The sequence below is a fragment of the Micromonospora sp. WMMD956 genome (assembly GCF_029626125.1).
In the GTDB taxonomy this organism is placed as follows: domain Bacteria; phylum Actinomycetota; class Actinomycetes; order Mycobacteriales; family Micromonosporaceae; genus Micromonospora; species Micromonospora carbonacea.
Genome location: NZ_JARUBI010000005.1, coordinates 3,006,985 through 3,024,421, shown reverse-complemented (window position 1 = coordinate 3,024,421; position 17,437 = coordinate 3,006,985). Strand labels below are relative to the sequence as shown.

Annotated in this window: 12 protein-coding genes and 1 pseudogene; 5 read left to right on the top strand and 8 right to left on the bottom strand. The window is 74.3% G+C overall.

All coding sequences use genetic code 11. The features are described 5' to 3' along the window. Positions 1–42 precede the first annotated feature (42 nt). Positions 43–378: an STAS domain-containing protein gene (locus O7628_RS13960; RefSeq protein WP_074475488.1), complete on the top strand. Its 336-nt coding sequence runs from the start codon at positions 43–45 to the stop codon at positions 376–378. A gap of 90 nt (positions 379–468) precedes the next feature. On the opposite strand, the gene O7628_RS13955 is transcribed toward O7628_RS13960, so the two are convergent. Both O7628_RS13955 and O7628_RS13950 read right to left on the bottom strand, forming a co-directional pair. Beyond that, on the bottom strand, positions 469–2,118 hold the full coding sequence (locus O7628_RS13955) for an ABC transporter permease (protein ID WP_278130900.1): 1,650 nt from the start codon (positions 2,116–2,118) through the stop codon (positions 469–471). Beyond that, the gene (locus O7628_RS13950; protein WP_278130898.1) at positions 2,115–3,032 is read right to left on the bottom strand and encodes an ABC transporter ATP-binding protein; all 918 of its coding nucleotides are present in this window, start codon (positions 3,030–3,032) and stop codon (positions 2,115–2,117) included. The genes O7628_RS13955 and O7628_RS13950 overlap by 4 nt, the downstream gene beginning before the upstream one ends. 87 nt (positions 3,033–3,119) lie before the next feature. On the opposite strand from O7628_RS13950, the gene O7628_RS13945 reads away from it, so the two are divergent. Beyond that, on the top strand, positions 3,120–3,632 hold the full coding sequence (locus tag O7628_RS13945; RefSeq protein WP_278130896.1) for a MarR family transcriptional regulator: 513 nt from the start codon (positions 3,120–3,122) through the stop codon (positions 3,630–3,632). Positions 3,633–3,766: 134 nt separating this feature from the next. On the opposite strand, the gene O7628_RS13940 is transcribed toward O7628_RS13945, so the two are convergent. Both O7628_RS13940 and O7628_RS13935 read right to left on the bottom strand, forming a co-directional pair. Beyond that, positions 3,767–4,321 (bottom strand): response regulator, encoded by a 555-nt coding sequence (locus O7628_RS13940; RefSeq protein ID WP_074475491.1) that lies wholly within the window; start codon positions 4,319–4,321, stop codon positions 3,767–3,769. After that, entirely contained in the window at positions 4,318–8,685 is a 4,368-nt protein-coding gene (locus O7628_RS13935; RefSeq protein ID WP_074475492.1) for a HAMP domain-containing protein, read from the bottom strand. The genes O7628_RS13940 and O7628_RS13935 overlap by 4 nt, the downstream gene beginning before the upstream one ends. A gap of 212 nt (positions 8,686–8,897) precedes the next feature. Here O7628_RS13935 and O7628_RS13930 point away from each other — a divergent pair, with 212 nt between their 5' ends. Then, positions 8,898–10,979 (top strand): SpoIIE family protein phosphatase, encoded by a 2,082-nt coding sequence (locus O7628_RS13930; RefSeq protein WP_278130892.1) that lies wholly within the window; start codon positions 8,898–8,900, stop codon positions 10,977–10,979. Positions 10,980–11,173: 194 nt separating this feature from the next. Here O7628_RS13930 and O7628_RS13925 read toward each other — a convergent pair whose 3' ends face one another. Next, positions 11,174–12,532 (bottom strand): FAD-binding oxidoreductase, encoded by a 1,359-nt coding sequence (locus tag O7628_RS13925; RefSeq protein WP_278130890.1) that lies wholly within the window; start codon positions 12,530–12,532, stop codon positions 11,174–11,176. A gap of 110 nt (positions 12,533–12,642) precedes the next feature. Here O7628_RS13925 and O7628_RS13920 point away from each other — a divergent pair, with 110 nt between their 5' ends. Then, positions 12,643–14,739: a S9 family peptidase gene (locus O7628_RS13920; protein ID WP_278130888.1), complete on the top strand. Its 2,097-nt coding sequence runs from the start codon at positions 12,643–12,645 to the stop codon at positions 14,737–14,739. Positions 14,740–14,794: 55 nt separating this feature from the next. On the opposite strand, the gene O7628_RS13915 is transcribed toward O7628_RS13920, so the two are convergent. Together O7628_RS13915 and O7628_RS13910 are read right to left on the bottom strand one after the other, a co-directional pair. Next, positions 14,795–15,742 carry a pyridoxal-phosphate dependent enzyme gene (locus tag O7628_RS13915; protein WP_278130886.1) on the bottom strand — a complete coding sequence of 316 codons (948 nt, stop codon included), beginning with the start codon at positions 15,740–15,742 and terminating at the stop codon, positions 14,795–14,797. Between the two features lie 30 nt (positions 15,743–15,772). Then, complete coding sequence (locus tag O7628_RS13910; RefSeq protein ID WP_278130884.1) at positions 15,773–16,342, bottom strand: TIGR03086 family metal-binding protein; 570 nt, start codon at positions 16,340–16,342, stop codon at positions 15,773–15,775. A 32-nt stretch (positions 16,343–16,374) separates the two neighbouring features. Between O7628_RS13910 and O7628_RS13905 the strand changes: the two genes are divergently transcribed. Further along, positions 16,375–17,280: an AraC family transcriptional regulator gene (locus tag O7628_RS13905; protein WP_278130882.1), complete on the top strand. Its 906-nt coding sequence runs from the start codon at positions 16,375–16,377 to the stop codon at positions 17,278–17,280. A 56-nt stretch (positions 17,281–17,336) separates the two neighbouring features. Here the strand turns inward: O7628_RS13905 and O7628_RS13900 are convergent. Continuing rightward, a pseudogene (locus O7628_RS13900) lies at positions 17,337–17,426 on the bottom strand (DUF397 domain-containing protein); the annotation flags it as partial. Between the last annotated feature and the right edge of the window lie 11 nt (positions 17,427–17,437).

Below are 17,437 nucleotides of genomic sequence, written 5' to 3'. Positions count from 1 at the left end.
CCTCAACGGGCCGGGTGAGCGAGATCGCGATAGGCTGACCGGGTGGATCGTGCCGAACTGTCCATCACGGTACACCGGACGGGCGATGAAGCCGTGCTTCGCCTCGCCGGTGAGATCGACATGCTCACGGCCGCCCAGCTCTCGACCGCCGTCAACGAGGCGCTGGCCGACCCGCCGCCGCGCATCGTCCTCGACCTGGGCGGCGTCACCTTCTGCGACTCGCAGGGCCTGGGCACCCTGGTCGTCCTGAGCCGCAAGGCCAGCCACGCGCAGAGCCTGCTGGTCCTGACCAACGTCGGCGACTTCCTGCTGCGCGTCCTGGACATCACGGGCCTGCGCTCGGCCCTGATGATCCGCAACGGCGCGGCCGCCGACTGACCCGGGCACCGGCCGGGCTGATCGCGTCAGCTCGGCCGGCCGGGCCGCGTCACTCGGCGGCTGGTCGCGTCAGCTCGGCGGCTGGTCGCGTCAGCTCGGCAGGTCGCGGCGGCGGAACGCCAGCAGGCCCGCCGCCGACAGGGCCGCCGCGACGGCGGTGAGCGCCAGCAGCGGAGTCCGGGGCACGGGCCCGCCCAGCACCTGCGGGGTGTGGGTGAACGGCGACAGGTCCAGCAGCCACTGGCTCAGCTCCAGCACCGCGCCGAGCTGGCCGAGCAGCAGGCAGGCCGCGAGCGTCGCCCAGGCCACCCCGACGCTGACGCGCGGCAGCAGGCCGAACAGCAGCACCGCCACGCCGACCAGCACCCACACCGCCGGCACGTGGGCCAGCGCCGCCCCGGTCAGCCGGGGCACCCGCCCGGCGACGTCGCCGGTGCTGAGGCCGTACGCCAGGCCCGTCGCCAGGCCCGTGACGACCAGCACGACCGCCGGGCCGAGCAGGGCGAAGGCGAGGTGGCCGAGCAGCCAGCGGGAACGGCTCACGCCGGTGGCGAGCACCGGCTCGGCCCGCTGGGCGGTCTCCTCGGCCCGCATCCGCAGCGCGGCCTGGATGCCGTAGCCGGCGGCGGCGAGGGCGGTGATGCTCAGGGTCGCCCCGAGGTACGCCTCCGCGACCGACGTGCTGCCGCCCAGCCGCTCCATCAGCCGGGCGACGGCCTCGTTGCCCTCCACCGCGCCCCCGGCCGCCTCGGCCGCGCCGCCGAGCACCGCCCCGAGCGCCGCCGCGCCGACGGTCCAGCCGATCAGGGCGACCCGGTTGAGCCGCCAGGCCAACCCCAGCGGGCCGGCGAGGGCGGCACCGGCGGTGGCCGGGCCGAGCCGCTGCGGCAGCACGCCGGCGCCGAGGTCCCGCCGGGCGGCCAGCCGCGACGCCAGCGCACCGACCAGGGCGGTCAGCCCGGCCAGCACCGCCAGCGGCCACCACCGCTCGGAGGTGTAGGGGTGGGTGCGCTGGGCCAGGCCCAGCGGGGAGAGCCGGCTCAGCCACTCCACCCCGCCGGCGTCCCCGGCGAGCCTGACCAGGTAGGCCACGCCGAGGGCCGCGAGGCCCAGCCCCCGGGCGGCGCCCGCGCTCTCGGTGAGCTGCGCGGCGAGCGCGCCGACGGTGGCGAAGAACATCCCGGCGAGGGTCACCGACAGCCCGAACGCCACCGAGCCGGCGGCCGGCAGGTCGGTGGCGACCAGGCCACCGGCGACGAGCAGCCCGAGCAGCAGGTCCGCCGCGTACGTGACGAGCAGCGCGGCGGCCAGCGGCGCGGCCCGGCCGAGGACGGTGGCACCGAGCAGCTCCCGCCGACCCGCCTCCTCCTCGGTGCGGGTGTGCCGGACGACGACGAGCAGGCTGATCAGGCCCACGATCAGGTGCAACAGCCCGGCCCGCTGGGCGGCGAGCGCGCCGACGCTGTCGCCGTACGCGGGGCCGAGCAGCGCCTCGACCGACGGGTTGCCGGCGGTGGTGGCCAGGTATTCGGCGCGCTGGGCGGCGGTCGGGTACAGCTCGGCGTAGGTCGCCGCGTAGCTGGCAGGGAGGGCGGCGATCACCAGCACCCAGATCGGCAGCAGGACGCGGTCGCGCCGCAGGATCAGCCGGGCCAGGTGCCGGGTGCCGGTGAGCGGCCCGCCCCGCCCGGCGGCTGCACGGCTCGTCGCGCCGCCCGGTGCGGCGACTGCGCGGCTCATCGCGCCGCCCCGGCCGGGGCGGCGTCGGGCGCGGCCGTGCCGTAGTGCCGCAGGAACAGCTCCTCCAGCGTGGGCGGCCGGCTGACCAGGCTGCGTACGCCGATCTCGGTGAGCCGGCGCAGCGCGGCGTCGAGGGCCGGGGTGTCCACGTCGAAGCGGACGCGGTCGCCATCGACCCGCAGGTCGTGCACGCCGGGCAGCCCGGCCAGCCCGTGCGGCGGCCCGGCCAGCTCGGCGTCGACGCTGGTGCGCTGGAGGTGGCGCAGCTCGCTCAGGGTGCCGGCCTCGGCGGCCCGGCCGGCGCGGATGATCGTCACCCGGTCGCAGAGGGCCTCGACCTCGCCGAGGATGTGGCTGGAGAGCAGGACGGTGCGGCCGTCGGCGCGGGCCCGGCGGACCCAGTGCTGGAAGACCTCCTCCATCAGCGGGTCGAGCCCGGAGGTGGGCTCGTCGAGGATCAGCAGCTCGGCGTCGGAGGCGAGGGCGGCGACCAGGCCGACCTTCTGCCGGTTGCCCTTGGAGTAGGCCCGGCCCTTCTTGCGCGGGTCCAGCTCGAAGGCGGCGAGCAGCTTGTCGCGGCGGGCGCGGTCGAGGCCGCCGCGCATCCGGCCGAGCAGGTCGATCACCTCGCCGCCGGTCAGGTTGGGCCACAGCGTCACGTCGCCGGGCACGTACGCGAGGCGGCGGTGCAGGGCGACGGCGTCGCGCCAGGGGTCGCCGCCGAGCAGCCGGACGGTTCCCGCGTCGGCGCGGAGCAGGCCGAGCAGCACCCGGATGGCGGTGGACTTGCCGGCCCCGTTGGGGCCCAGGAACCCGTGCACCTCGCCGGCGCGGACGGTCAGGTCGAGCCCGTCGAGCGCCCTGGTCCGGCCGAAGGTCTTCACCAGGCCGGAGATCTCTATCGGAGTTTCCACGATTCCGAAGCTACAGTGATTTCAGAAAGTTGTGAAGTATGTGGAACCTGAGGCACGATCTGATACCCGACTGCCGAGGAGAACCCGATGAGCGCCGCCGATCCGCCCCGCCGCAACGAGGAGGCGGTCCACCACTTCGTCGAACGGATGGCCATGGCCTTCGCGGAGGTCGGCTTCCCCCGGATGGCGGCCCGGGTGCTGTTCACGGTCATGAGCGCGGACGACCCGCTGACCGCCGCCGAGATCGGCGAGCGGCTCGGCGTCAGCGCGGCGGCCGTCTCCGGCGCGGTCCGCTACCTGACCCAGTTCGGCATGCTGGTCCGCGAGCCGGTGAAGGGCTCCCGCCGCGACCGCTACCGGCTGCCCGACAACCCCTGGTACGAGGGGACCCTCACCAAGACCGGGATCTACAAGAACCTCATCGACCTCGCCGACGGCGGGGTCGACGCCCTGAACGGACGCGGCACCGTGGCCGGCGAGCGGGTCTCCGAGATGCGCGACTTCTTCGTCTTCGTCCAGGAGGAGATCGATGCGCTGGGCGAGCGCTGGCGGGCCCGGCGCGCCGCCACCGGGCACGACGGGCACCCGGCCGGCCGCTGACGCCCCGCCGGCCGCCGCGCCTGCCGACCGCCCCTCCGCCGGCCGCCGCCCCACCGGTCGACGCACCCGGCCCGGTTCGGCGCGTTCCAGCGGCTCCGATTCGGCGCGTTCCAGCGGCTCCGGTGCCGCGCGATCTAGAGGCTGTTGCCCCAGCGGGCCTGTTCGAGGAGTTCCACGGCGCGGGCGCGGCCGTCCGGCGCGTCGCCGCGCAGCAGCGCCGTGGCCTCGTCGACCGCGTCGGTGAGCGCCCGCCACTGCGTCTCGCGTTCGCGGACCAGGTCGGACTGCGCCGCCAACTGCCGGGTCTTCACCCACAGCTCCACGAACACCGACACCTTGGCCCGCAGCACCCACGGGTCGAAGGGCTTGGTCAGGTAGTCCACCGCGCCGACCGCGTACCCGCGGAGGGCGAGCTGGGCGTCCTTGTCGGCGGCGGTGAGGAAGATGATCGGCACGTGCCGGGTGCGTTCCCGCCGCTTGATGTGGCTGGCGGTCTCGAAGCCGTCCATGTCGGGCATCTGCGCGTCCAGCAGGATGACCGCGAAGTCGTCCACCAGCAACTGCTTGAGCGCCGCCTCGCCGCTCTCCACCGCCACCGACTGCACCGGCAGTCCCTGGAGGATCGCCTCCAGGGCCATCAGGTTCTCCCGCCGGTCGTCGACCAGCAGCGCCTTGGCCGTCTGAATCACGAACTCTCCTCGCCTCGGCTGCCGCTCGCCCAGGACGACATCAGCTCGATCAGCTCGTCCAGGTCGACCGGTTTGGTGATGTAGTCGCTGCCTCCCGCCGCGAGCGCGGACTCGCGGTCCCCCGGCATCGCCTTCGCGGTCAGGAAGACGATCGGGAGGTCGGCGAAGTGGTGGTTGCGGCGGATCTGCCGGGTCGTCTCGTAGCCGTCCTGGTCGGGCATCATCGCGTCCATCAGCACGATGTCCACCTCCGGATGCTCGGCCAGCAGGCGGACCCCGTCCGCCCCGTTGTCCGAGTACAACACGGTCATACCGTGCAACTCCAATGCGCTGGTCAGAGCGAAGACATTTCGCACATCGTCGTCGATGATCAGCACGGTCACGCCCTCCAGTCGGCGGGTCCCCGGCGTGTCGGCCGGCTCCGGCAGCTCCAGCGGGGGCATGAGCAGCGACGACGGCAGGCCCGCCCGGGCCGGCGAGGGCGGCGCGGGCGCGACCACCGCGTCCGGCGCCAGCACCTCCGGCACGTAGAGGGTGAACGTCGAACCCTCCCCGGGCGCCGAGCTGACCGTGATCGAGCCGCCGAGCAGGCGGGCCAGGTCCCGGCTGATCGACAGGCCCAGCCCCGTCCCGCCGTAGCGGCGGCTGGTCGTGCCGTCCGCCTGCTGGAACGCCTCGAAGATCAGCGACAACTTGTCGTCCGAGATGCCGATGCCCGTGTCGATCACCGTGAAGGCGATCACCTGACGGGCGTTGGTCAGCGCCGGCACGTCGAACACGACGTTCTCGGGGGCCGGGGCGATGCGCAGCGTCACCGCGCCGTTGTCGGTGAACTTCACCGCGTTGGAGAGCAGGTTGCGCAGGATCTGCTGCAACCGCTGCGCGTCGGTGACCAGCGCCGGGGGCAGCTCCTTGGCCAGCCGCACCTGGAAGTCGAGGCCCTTCTCCTCCGCCTGCGGGGCGAACGCCTGCTCGACGTACCCCCGGATCTCGGCGAACTGGACCTCCGTCGGCTCGACGTCCATCCGGCCCGCCTCGATCTTCGACAGGTCGAGGATGTCGTCGATCAGGCGCAGCAGGTCCGAGCCGGAGCCGTGGATCGTCCGGGCGAACTCGATCTGCTTCGGGGTGAGGTTCTGCTCCGAGTTCTCCACCAGCAGCCGCGCGAGCAGCAGCAACGAGTTCAGCGGCGTACGCAGCTCGTGGCTCATGTTGGCCAGGAACTCGGACTTGTACGCCGACGCCCGGGTGAGCTGCTGCGCCTTGTCCTCCAGGCCCAGCCGGGCCAGCTCGATCTCCCGGTTCTGGGTCTCGATGTTGGCCTTCTGCTCCGACAGGAGCTGGGCCTTGTCCTCCAGCTCGGCGTTGGTGCGCTGCAACTCGGCCGACTGCTCCTGGAGCTCGTGGGCCAGCCGCTGCGACTGCGCCAGCAGCTCCTCGGTGCGCCGGTTGGCCTGGATGGTGTTGACCGCCACGCCGATGGTCAGCACCAGCCGCTCCAGGAACGCCAGGTGCAGGTCGGGGAAGGCCGCCACGCCGGCGAACTCGATCACGCCGAGCAGCTCGCCCTCGAACAGGACGGGGAGCACCACCAGGTCGGCCGGCGGGGTGTTGGCCAGCCCGGAACGCAGGGTGAGCCGGCCGTCCGGCGAGGCGCTCACCCGGATCGTCCGCCGGGAGAGGGCGGCCTGCCCGACCAGTCCCTCGCCCGGCCCGAACGTGACGTCGTGCCCCCGCGCCACGTAGCCGTACGAGGCGGTCAGCCGCAGTCGCATGCTGCCGTCGGAGGTGTCCGCCAGGAAGAACGCGCCGAGCTGCGCGTCGACCAGCGGGGTCACCTCCATCATGATCATCCGGCAGACCTCGCCGAGGTCGCGCTGCCCCTGGAGCAGGCCGCCGATGCGGGCCAGGTTGGAGTCCAGCCAGCCCTGCTCGGCGTTCTTCTTCGTCGTCTCCCGGAGGGTGACGATCATCTGGTTGATGTTGTCCTTCAGGTCGGCGACCTCGCCCTGCGCCTCGACCGCGATCCGCTGGGTCAGGTCGCCCCGGGTCACCGACGTCGACACCTGGGCGATGGCCCGGAGCTGGGTGGTGAGCGTCGAGGCGAGCTGGTTGACGTTCTCCGTCAGGTCCCGCCACGTGCCGGAGACGCCCTTAACCTGGGCCTGCGCGCCCAGCTTGCCCTCGATGCCGACCTCGCGGCCCACCCGGGTCACCTCGTCGGCGAACGACCGGAGCTGGTCCACCATCGTGTTGACGGTGTTCTTCAGCTCCAGGATCTCGCCCTGCGCGTCCACCGTGATCTTCTGGCTCAGGTCGCCCTTCGCCACCGCCGTGGTCACCGAGGCGATGTTGCGCACCTGCGACGTCAGGTTCGACCCCATCGAGTTCACGTTGTCCGTGAGGTCCCGCCACGTGCCGGAGACGCCCTTGACCTGCGCCTGACCGCCCAGCTTGCCCTCGGTGCCCACCTCACGCGCCACCCGCGTCACCTCGTCGGCGAACGAACTGAGCTGGTCCACCATCGTGTTCACCGTCGACTTCAACTCCAGGATCTCACCCCGGGCATCCACCGTGATCTTCTGCGACAGGTCACCCTTCGCCACCGCCGTGGAGACCTGGGCGATGTTGCGCACCTGGGCGGTGAGGTTCGACGCCATCGAGTTCACGTTGTCGGTCAGGTCGCGCCAGGTGCCCGCGACGCCGCGCACCTGCGCCTGACCGCCCAGCTTGCCCTCGGTGCCCACCTCACGCGCCACCCGCGTCACCTCGTCGGCGAACGAACTGAGCTGGTCCACCATCGTGTTCACCGTCGACTTCAACTCCAGGATCTCACCCCGGGCATCCACCGTGATCTTCTGCGACAGGTCACCCTTCGCCACCGCCGTGGTCACCGAGGCGATGTTGCGCACCTGCGACGTCAGGTTCGACGCCATCGAGTTGACGTTGTCGGTCAGGTCGCGCCACGTACCCAGAACGCCCTTGACCTGTGCCTGGCCGCCCAGCTTGCCCTCGGTGCCCACCTCACGCGCGACGCGCGTCACCTCGTCGGCGAACGAGCTGAGCTGGTCCACCATCGTGTTCACGGTGTTCTTCAGCTCCAGGATCTCGCCCTGCGCGTCCACCGTGATCTTCTGGCTCAGGTCGCCCTTCGCGACCGCCGTCGAGACCTGCGAGATGTTGCGGACCTGGCTGGTCAGGTTGCCGGCGAGCTGGTTGACGTTCTCGGTGAGGTCGCGCCAGGTGCCGGAGACCCCGCGCACCTGGGCCTGACCGCCGAGCTTGCCCTCGATGCCCACCTCACGCGCCACCCGCGTCACCTCGTCGGCGAACGAACTGAGCTGGTCCACCATCGTGTTCACGGTGTCCTTCAGCTCCAGGATCTCGCCCTGGGCGGCGACGGTGATCTTCTGCGACAGGTCGCCCCGGGCGACGGCCGTCGAGACCTGGGCGATGTTGCGCACCTGCGCGGTCAGGTTCGACGCCATCGAGTTGACGCTGTCGGTCAGGTCCTTCCAGGTGCCGGCGACGTTCGGCACGTCGGCCTGGCCGCCGAGCTTGCCCTCCGTGCCCACCTCGCGCGCCACCCGGGTCACCTGCTCGGCGAAGAGGCGCAGCGTGTCGGTGAGCGAGTTCATCGTGTCGGCCAGCTCGGCGACCTCGCCGCGCGCCCCGACCGTGATCTTCTGCGACAGGTCGCCCTTCGCCACGGCCGTCGCCACCTGGGAGATCGACCGCACCTGGCCGGTCAGGTTCGACGCCATGGTGTTCACCGAGTCGGTGAGGTCCTTCCAGGTGCCGGCCACGCCGCGCACGTCGGCCTGGCCGCCGAGCTTGCCCTCGGTGCCCACCTCCCGGGCCACCCGGGTCACCTCGTTGGAGAACGACGAGAGCTGGTCGACCATCGTGTTGACCGTGCGGCCGATCCGCAGGTACTCGCCCCGCAGCGGGCGGCCGTCGATCTCCAACGCCATGTGCTGGGAGAGGTCGCCGTCGGCCACCGCCACGATCACCCGGGCGATCTCGGTGGTCGGCCGGCCCAGGCCGTCGATCAGCGAGTTGACCGCCCGCTGGTCCTCCGCCCAGGAGCCCTCCAGCCCCTCCTCCTCCAGGCGCTCGTTGAGCCGGCCGTCGCGGCCGACGACCCGGCTGATCCGCAGCAGGTCGCGGTGCTGCCGCTCCTGGAGCGCCACCACCTCGTTGAACGCGTCCGCCACCTCGCCGGCCGCGCCCGCCCGGGGGCGCAGCCGCACCTTCAGGTCGCCACCGCGCACGCGCCGCAGCGCCTCCGCCAGATCGCCGAGCAGCGCGGCCTGGTCCGGCGCGGACGGGTCCGCGGCTACCTGGTGTTTCGCCGTGGTCATCGCATTCCTCGCTGAGTTCCGGGGGCCGCCGGCGCCCGTCGAACGCACCGGCCGTTCCCTCATTGTGCCCGGCTGGGCTCCCCGGACGCGCCGCCCGCCGGCCCGCCACGCCCGGCGACGCCGCCGTCGCCGGGCCGCGGCCCGTCCGGCGCGACGGCCCCGAGTGCCGGATCAGCTTGGCGCGGGGCCCGGCGGCGGTGGAGGATACGGAGGTGTCAGCGGAGGCGGGGCCGGCGGCGTTCGACGGTCCGGACGAGCGCGTCCGGCGGGTCCGGCTGCCCGCGGACCGGCGCACACCGGCCGCCGCCCGCGCCCTGGTCCGCTCCGTGCTCGCCGCCGCGCGCCTCGACGACCTGCTCAACGAGGCCCTGCTGCTCACCACCGAGCTGACCACCAACGCCGTCGAACACGCCCGCACCGAGCTGGACATCGAGGTCGTCGGCGACGACGTCGGCCTCACCGTGACGGTCTCCGACTTCGCCGCCGGGTCCGTCGACGAGCTGACCATCGGCGTACGCAACGACACCTCGGAGATCAACGAGGTGTCCGAGCGGGGCCGGGGGCTGCTGCTGGTGGACCACTTCGCCAGCCGGTGGGGCACGACCTACCTGCCCACCGGCAAGGGGGTGTGGTTCCGGCTGGACCGGGCCGGCGTGGCCGACGGGCAGCGGGTCGCCGCCGGCCCCCAGGCCGGCGCCGCCGGGGGCACGCCGACGTCGGCCGGCGGAGCGGAGCACGCGGGGCCCAGCGCCGGGGCGATGAGCGAGCTGATGCAGACCGCCCCCGACCAGTACGCCGACGACCCGCTGCCCGACTTCGCCACCGACCTGCTCACCCGGCTCGCCGAGATGGTCGGCGCGGCCGGCGGACTCGTCCGACTCGACCGGGGCGACGGGCTGGGCCCGCAGGTGCTGGCCCGCTACGGTCGCACCCCCCGCACCGGCAACGAGCTGCTGCGGGTGCCGCTGGCGGTGCACCGGCCGTACTCCGGGGAGCTGGAGCTGGACGCGGCCCCCTCGACGTACGCGCGGCCGCTCGCCGTGCTGACCGCCGAGCGGCTCTCGCTGCACCTGGAGAACGACCGGCTGCGCCGGGCCGACGTGCGGCGACAGGCCTGGCTGACGTTCCTGGCCGAGGCGGGCGAGCTGCTCGCCCAGTCCCTCGACGTCGAGCTGACGATGGTGCTGATCCCGCAGCTCGTCGTGCCCCGGCTCGGCCAGTGGTGCGCGGTGCACACGGCCGACGAGTGGGGCCGGCTGCGGCTCGCGGCGGCCACCCACGCCGACGAGTCGGTGCTGCCGCAACTGCACAAGGTGCTCCGCGAGACGGGGACCGACTCGGTGCAGTCCCGGCTGCGGGAGGCGTCCCGGATCGGGTCGCAGGTGCCGCTGGGCGGGCCGATGGAGGGCTTCGCCGTCCCGCTGGTGGCGCGCGGGCAGCGGCTCGGCACCCTGGCGGTGGGTCGCCACCAGCGGCACCGGCACGACCCCGACGAGGTGGCCGTGCTGGAGGACATGGCCCGGCGGGCGGCCCTGGCCATCGAGAACGCCCGGATCCACGCCGAGCGGCGGCGGGTGGCGCAGACGCTCCAGCGGTCGCTGCTGCCGCCGGTCCTGCCGGTCGTCGACGGCATCGGCTTCGCCGCGGAGTACGTGCCGACCGGCGACGACGCCGAGGTGGGTGGCGACTTCTACGACGTGCTCCCCCTGCCCGACGGGCGCTGGCTCGTGGTGGTCGGCGACGTGTCCGGCAAGGGGGTCGAGGCGGCGGCCGTCACCGGGCTGGTCCGCGACGTCATCCGGGTGCTGGTCAGCGACGGCAAGCCGCTGCCGGAGGCGCTGGGCCGGCTCAACAACACGCTGGTCGAGCGGGGCGGCGGGCGCTACTGCACGCTGGCGCTGGCGGCCGTCGGGCCGGGCGAGGGCGACCAGCTCGACGTGTCCCTGCACCTGGCCGGCCACGACCGCCCGGTGCTGCTGCGCGCCGGCGACGGTGCCGCGTTCGTCGGGGCCGGCGGCACCGCGCTCGGCCTGCTCGACACGATCGCCTCCCCGGCCGCCGAGCTGAGCCTGACCCCCGGCGACTCGCTGATCTTCTACACCGACGGGGTGACCGAGCGTCGGCGCGGCCGGGAGCTGTTCGGCACGGAGCGGCTGCGGGAGTCCGCCGCGCCGCTGGCCGGCTACTCGGCCGACGTGGTGGCCGCCCGGCTGCGGACGACGGCGATCGGGTTCTCGGCCGAGACGCCCCGCGACGACATCGCGATCCTGGTGCTGCGCAACGACCGCCGCTGACGCCCGGCCCACGGGGATCCGGCCCGCGCCGGGGGCCGGGGGCCGCGTCGGCGCTGCATGTCGGCGACATGGGGGTATCCCGGGCCGGGGATACCCCCATGTCGCCGACATGGCGACCCGGCCCGGCGGGCGCGGGCGCGCGGCGGGCGCGGCGCGGGCGCATGGTGACGGAGGGGCGGGGCACGGCGGGCCGGTCAGAGGCCGCCGGGGAGGCGGCCCGGGGCCAGGCGCTGGTGCGGGTCCAGGTATTCCTTCGCCGCCCGCAGCCGGGGCAGCGAGGCCAGCTCGCCCCACAGGTCGACGGCCTCCCGCACCGGCGGCGGCGCGGCGACCACCACGCACCGGCCCCGCCGGGCGAGCAGGACGGCCCGCACCCCGGCGACGATGGACGCCACCCGCTCGGCGGGCAGGGTGCCGGGCAGGCCGGCGTGCAGCACCCCCTGCCCGGCGGAGCCCCGCACCGGCACCGGGCCGCCGGCCGCGTCGCGCAGCGCGTAGACGGCCGCGTGCAGATCGCTGACCGGCACCTCGATGCGCAGCGCGGTCTCGCCGGGGCCGAACGGATAACGCCGCCACCACTGCGGCGCCGAGCTCTCGGTCTTCGCCTCCCCGCCCAACAGGCCGCGCAGGCCGTCGGCGCGTTCGGCGACGTCGGCGGGACCGCCCTCCAGCAGCACGGTCAGGCTGCCCGCCCCGGCCGGGGTCACCGTGCGCCGGAACATGGCGGGGTGGCGGGCCCTGGCCAGGGCCTCCGGGGAGTCGGGGTGCAGCGGCGGGCGCACCCGGTTGGCCCGGGCCGGCAGGTCCAGCTCCACGGCCGCCGGGTCGAGCCGGGCGGCGAGCACCTCCCGGACCAGGTCGTCGACCTCCAGCGGGCTCCACACCGGGCGGGTGACCCATGCCTGGCTGGCCGGCACCGGCTGCACCCGCAGGGTGGCCGAGACGAGCACGCCGAGGCCGCCCTGCGACCCGCACAGCAGCCGGGCCAGCTCCAGGCCGGGCGCGCCGCCGCCGGCACTGATCAGCTCGCCGGCGGCGTCCAGGTAGCGCAGGCCGACCAGTTGCTCGCAGGGACCGCCGTGGCGGTGCCGCAGCGGGCCGGACTCGTCGGTGGCCAGCACCCCGCCGACGGTGGCCCCGGGCGAGGGCGCGTCGAGGGCCAGCCGCAGCCCCGCCCGCTCCAGGGCGGCCTGGGCGGCCCGCAGCGGGGTGCCCGCGCCGATCTCGGCCACGCCGCCGTCGGCCGGCCGGTGGCAGATGCCGGCCAGCCGCCCGGTGTCGAGCATGATGTCGACGTGCGCGGGGGCGGCCCCCCAGTCGATCTTCGTGCCGGCGCCCCGGGGCACCACCGTCAGGTCGTGGGCGGCGGCCAGCCGCAGCACCTCGGCCGCGGCCTGCGGGGCGCCGGGCACGGCCACCCACCGGGCCTGCGCGCCGGCCACCTCGTCGGCCGCCCCCGCGAACCGCGCGAAGGGCGGGCCGCAGATCTCCGCCAGCCGACGGGTGATGCCCACTGCCCCGGACCGATCGATGGACCCCGCTGCTGCCGCCATGGCCGCAATCGTACATGTGTTCGAACAGCCGGTCGTGCCGCCGGGCGGGTGTCGGGCGTCGATCTCGCCGGGCGGGTGCCGGCGTCCCGACGGACGGTAACCTGACCGGCGTGACCACCGAGACTCCCGTGCCCGTCGCCAAGCGGGTCCCCAGCGAGCGCACCCACCACGGCGACACCGTCGTCGACGAGTACGCCTGGCTGGCCGCCAAGGACGACCCGGAGACGATCGCCCACCTGACGGCGGAGAACGCGCACACCGAGGCGCGCACCGCGCACCTGGCGGAGCTGCGGGCCGCCCTGTTCGAGGAGACGCGCCGGCGCACCCAGGAGACCGACCTGTCGGTGCCGGCCCGCAAGGGCGGCCACTGGTACTACACGCGCACCGTCGAGGGCCAGCAGTACGGCGTGCAGTGCCGCCGCGCGGTCCGCGACGGCGAGACCGACCCGCCGGTCAGCGTGGACGGCGCCCCGCTCGACGGCGAGGAGGTGCTGCTCGACGGCAACCTGCTCGCCGAGGGGCACGACTTCTTCTCCCTCGGCGCGTTCGACGTGAGCCCCGACGGGCGCTGGCTGGCCTACTCGACGGACTTCAGCGGCGACGAGCGGTTCACGCTGCGGGTCAAGGATCTGAGCACCGGTGAGGTGCTGGCCGACGAGGTGCCGGGCACCTTCTACGGCACGGCCTGGTCGGCCGACGCCTCGGTGCTGTTCTACGTCACCGTCGACGACGCCTGGCGGCCCCACCGGGTGTGGCGGCACCGGATCGGCACCCCGTCCACCGAGGACGTGGTGGTCCACCAGGAGGACGACGAGCGGTTCTGGGTCGGCGTCGAGCTGACCCGGTCGGAGAAGTTCGTCCTCATCGACATCCACAGCAAGATCACCAGTGAGGTGCTGGTCATCCCCGCCGGCAACCCCACCGGCGAGCCGGCGTCCGTCGCGCCCCGACGGCAGGGCGTGGAATACAGCGTCGAGCACCACGGGCACCGCTTCCTGATCCTGCACAACGACGACGCCGAGGACTTCGCGCTCGCGTACACCTCGGCGGACGCGCCCGGCGACTGGGTCCCGCTGATCCCGCACACCCCCGGCACCCGGCTGGAGTCGGTCGACGCGTTCGCCGACCACCTGGTCGTGTCGCTGCGCACCAACGGGCTGACCGGGCTGCGGGTGCTGCCGGTCGGCGGCGGCGACGGTCACGACATCGACTTCCCCGAGCCGATCTACAGCGTCGGGCTGGACAGCAACCCGGAATACCGCACCCGGCAGGTCCGGCTGCGCTACGCCTCGCTGGTCGCCCCCGAGTCGGTGTACGACTACGACCTGGTCACCCGGGAGCTGACCCTGCGCCGCCGCAAGCCGGTCCTGCCCGGCCCGGACGGCCGCGAGTACGACCCGGCCGACTACGAGCAGCACCGGGACTGGGCGCTCGCCGACGACGGCACGCGCGTGCCGATCTCGCTGGTCTGCCGGGCCGGCACCCCCCGCGACGGCTCCGCCGGCTGCGTCATCTACGGCTACGGCTCGTACGAGGCGAGCATGGACCCGTGGTTCTCCGTCGCCCGGCTCTCCCTGCTGGACCGGGGCGTGGTCTTCGCCGTCGCGCACGTGCGGGGCGGCGGCGAGCTGGGCCGGCGCTGGTACGACCAGGGCAAGATGCTGGCCAAGAAGAACACGTTCACCGACTTCGTGGCCTGCGCCCGGCACCTGGTCAAGTCGGGCTGGACGTCGGCCGACCGGCTGGTGGCCCGGGGCGCTTCGGCCGGCGGCCTGCTGATGGGCGCGGTGGCCAACCTCGCGCCGGACGCGTTCGCGGGCATCGTCGCGCAGGTGCCCTTCGTGGACCCGCTCACCTCGATCCTCGACCCGTCGCTGCCGCTGACCGTCACCGAGTGGGAGGAGTGGGGCAACCCCCTCGACGACCCCGAGGTCTACGCGTACATGAAGTCCTATGCACCGTACGAGAACGTGGCGGCGGTGGACTACCCGGCGATCCTCGCGGTGACCAGCCTCAACGACACCCGGGTGCTCTACCACGAGCCGGCCAAGTGGATCGCCCGGCTGCGGGCGGCCGCCCCGCAGGGCGACTACCTGCTCAAGACGGAGATGGGCGCCGGGCACGGCGGCCCCAGCGGCCGGTACGACTCGTGGCGCGAGGAGGCGTTCGTCAACGCCTGGATCCTCGACCGCCTGGGCGCTGCGTAAGGAAGGGCCCCCTGTTAACGCATACGGTCGAGAAGGGCACCCTTCTCACCACTGGTCACGCGGTGGTGAGAAGGGCGGCGAGCACCGCCGGGTCGGCGTTGCCGCCGGTGATCACCGCGGCCGTACGCCCCGGTGGCAGCTCGTCCGCGCGGAACAGCCGGGCGGCCGTGGCCACCGCGCCGCTGGGCTCGACGACCAGCCGGGCCTCACGGATCAGGCGACCGGCGGCGGCCCGGATCTCCTCCTCGGTCACCGTGACGATGCCGTCGAGGCGGTCCCGCAGGTGGGCCAGCGTCAGCTCCGACAGGTTGGTGCGCAGCCCGTCCGCGCAGGTGCGGTAGGTCAGCTCCACGTCCCAGGTGACCACCCGCCCGGCGGCGAGCGAGTCCCGCGCGTCGGCGGCGAGCAGCGGTTCGATGCCGTACACGGCGGTCGACGGGCGCAGCGCCTTCACCGCCGTGGCGACCCCGGAGGCGAGGCCGCCGCCGCCGACGGGCACCAGCACCACGTCGACGTCGGGCAGGTCGGCGACGATCTCGGCCCCGACGGTGCCCTGGCCGGCGATGATCCGCCGGTCGTCGAACGGCGGCACCAGGGTCGCCCCCGTCTCGGCGACGATCCGCTGGGCCTCCGCCAGCCGCCGGGCCGGCGGGACGAGCAGCACCTCCGCCCCGAACGCCCGCATCCGGGCGACCTTCACCTCCGGCGCGCCCTCGGGCACCACCACCGTGCACGGCACGCCGGCGGCCCGCGCCGCGTACGCGAGGGCCTGGCCGTGGTTGCCGGACGAGTGGGTGACCACCCCCCGGGCCCGCGCGTCGGGGTCGAGCCGGGCGACCGCGTGGGTGGCTCCGCGCAGCTTGAACGAACCGACCGGTTGCAGGCTCTCCGGCTTCAGCCACAGCCCGTCGTCCCACGGCGCGGCCAGCAGCGGCGTGCGCAGGACGGTCGGCGCGATGTCGGCGGCGGCGGCCCGGATGTCGTCGAGCGTCACGAGGTCCACGGCCCCATCCTGCCCTGCCGAGGGTGGGGGTCAGTTCGGGGACCAGTTGGGGTCGCGGCCCATCCGGGCTACGGCACGCTCCAGGTCGGTGGCGTTCGGCGGGGCGGTGACCGGGGCGGCGAAGGCACCCTGCTGCTGGCCCATCTCGCCCATCCGGTCCATGAACGCGTCAAGCGTGGCGATCACGGCCGGCGCGGCCTCGTACGGCTGGCCGGTGGCCCGCGCCAGGTCCCACGCGTGCACGGTCAGGTCGATCAGCGCCATGTCGCCGATGGTCTCCTGCGGCAGGCCCATCCCCGGCGACACGCCCTCCAGCGCGGCCGGATCGGCCCACGCCGCCACCAGCCGCTCCGTCTCGGCGGCGAACCGGTCCCGCCAGCCGTCGGTGAGCAGGTCGGTCTTGTCGGCCCAGTCCGCCGACTCCCGGGCGGCCATCGCCTGGAAGTTGACCACCACCTGAAAGAGATGCCCGAGCAGGTCCCGCACGGTGTAGTCCGCGCACGGGGTCGGCAGGTCGAACTGGTCGTCGGAGATCGCCCGGACCACCGCCACGGCGCGTGGCGCGGCATCCGCCAGCAGTTCACTAGTCTTCGTGGTCATAGGGGCAGCGTATGCAGCCCGGGAGGGCAAGCTTGAAGAAATGCGACAGCGGCCCGCGCGCCGACAACCGGGGCATCCTCGACCCCGCGCGGCTGCGGCGCGAGGTCCGCTTCCGCCGCCGGCTGCCCGCCGCCGCCCTGCTCCCGTACGTCGAGCACTACTGGCTGATCGACTGGGACCTCGATGAGCCGTTCGAGCAGCGGGTGCTCCCGCACCCGGCGGTCAACCTCGTCTTCCGCCGCGACCCGGCGGACGGTCCGGCTTCCGGGTCCGCCGAGGTGGCCGGCGTCGGGCGGGGGCTGTTCCGGATCACCCTCGCCGGCACCGGCCGGGTCAGCGGCGTGCAGTTCCGCCCCGGCGGGTTCCGCCCGTTCTGGCCGGGGCCGGTCGCCGAGCTGACCGGCGAGCGCCGCCCGCTGCCCGCCGGGCTCGTCGGGGGCCGGCACCCCTGCGACGGTACGGACGACGAGCGCGCCGCCACCCTCGACGCCCTCCTGCTCACCTGGCACCCCCGCCCCGCCTCGCTGCCGGCCTCCCCGTCGGCGGCCGGCGTCGCGGCGGCCAGTGTCCCGGCGGCCGACCCGCCGACGGCGGAGGCGCTGGCGCTGGCCGGGGAGATCCGCACCGACCGCAGCGTGTTGCGGGTCGACGACCTGGCCCGCCGGCACGGCACCACCACCCGACGCCTGCAACGGCTGTTCCTCGACCACGTCGGCGTCGGCCCGAAGTGGGTGATCCGGCGGTACCGCATCCAGGAGGCGATCGAGCACGCCGCCGGCGGCGGGCCGGTGGACTGGGCGGCCGTCGCCGCCGACCTCGGGTACGCCGACCAGGCCCACCTGATCCGCGAGTTCGCCGCCGAGACGGGCCTCACCCCGGCCGCGTACGCCCGCTCGCTCCACCGGCCGGCGAGAAGCTCGCTCAGCCGGCCGGGGTGAAGCGGGTCAGCCAACGGGGGGTGAAGCGGGTCAGTTGGACGGGGCGAGGCGGGTGGGAAGGCTCCCCACGTCGCCGGGGCGAACGCCAGCACCGGGCCGGTGCGGTCCTTCGAGTCGCGCACGACCACCACGCCGGGCAGGTTGCCATGGGACCTGC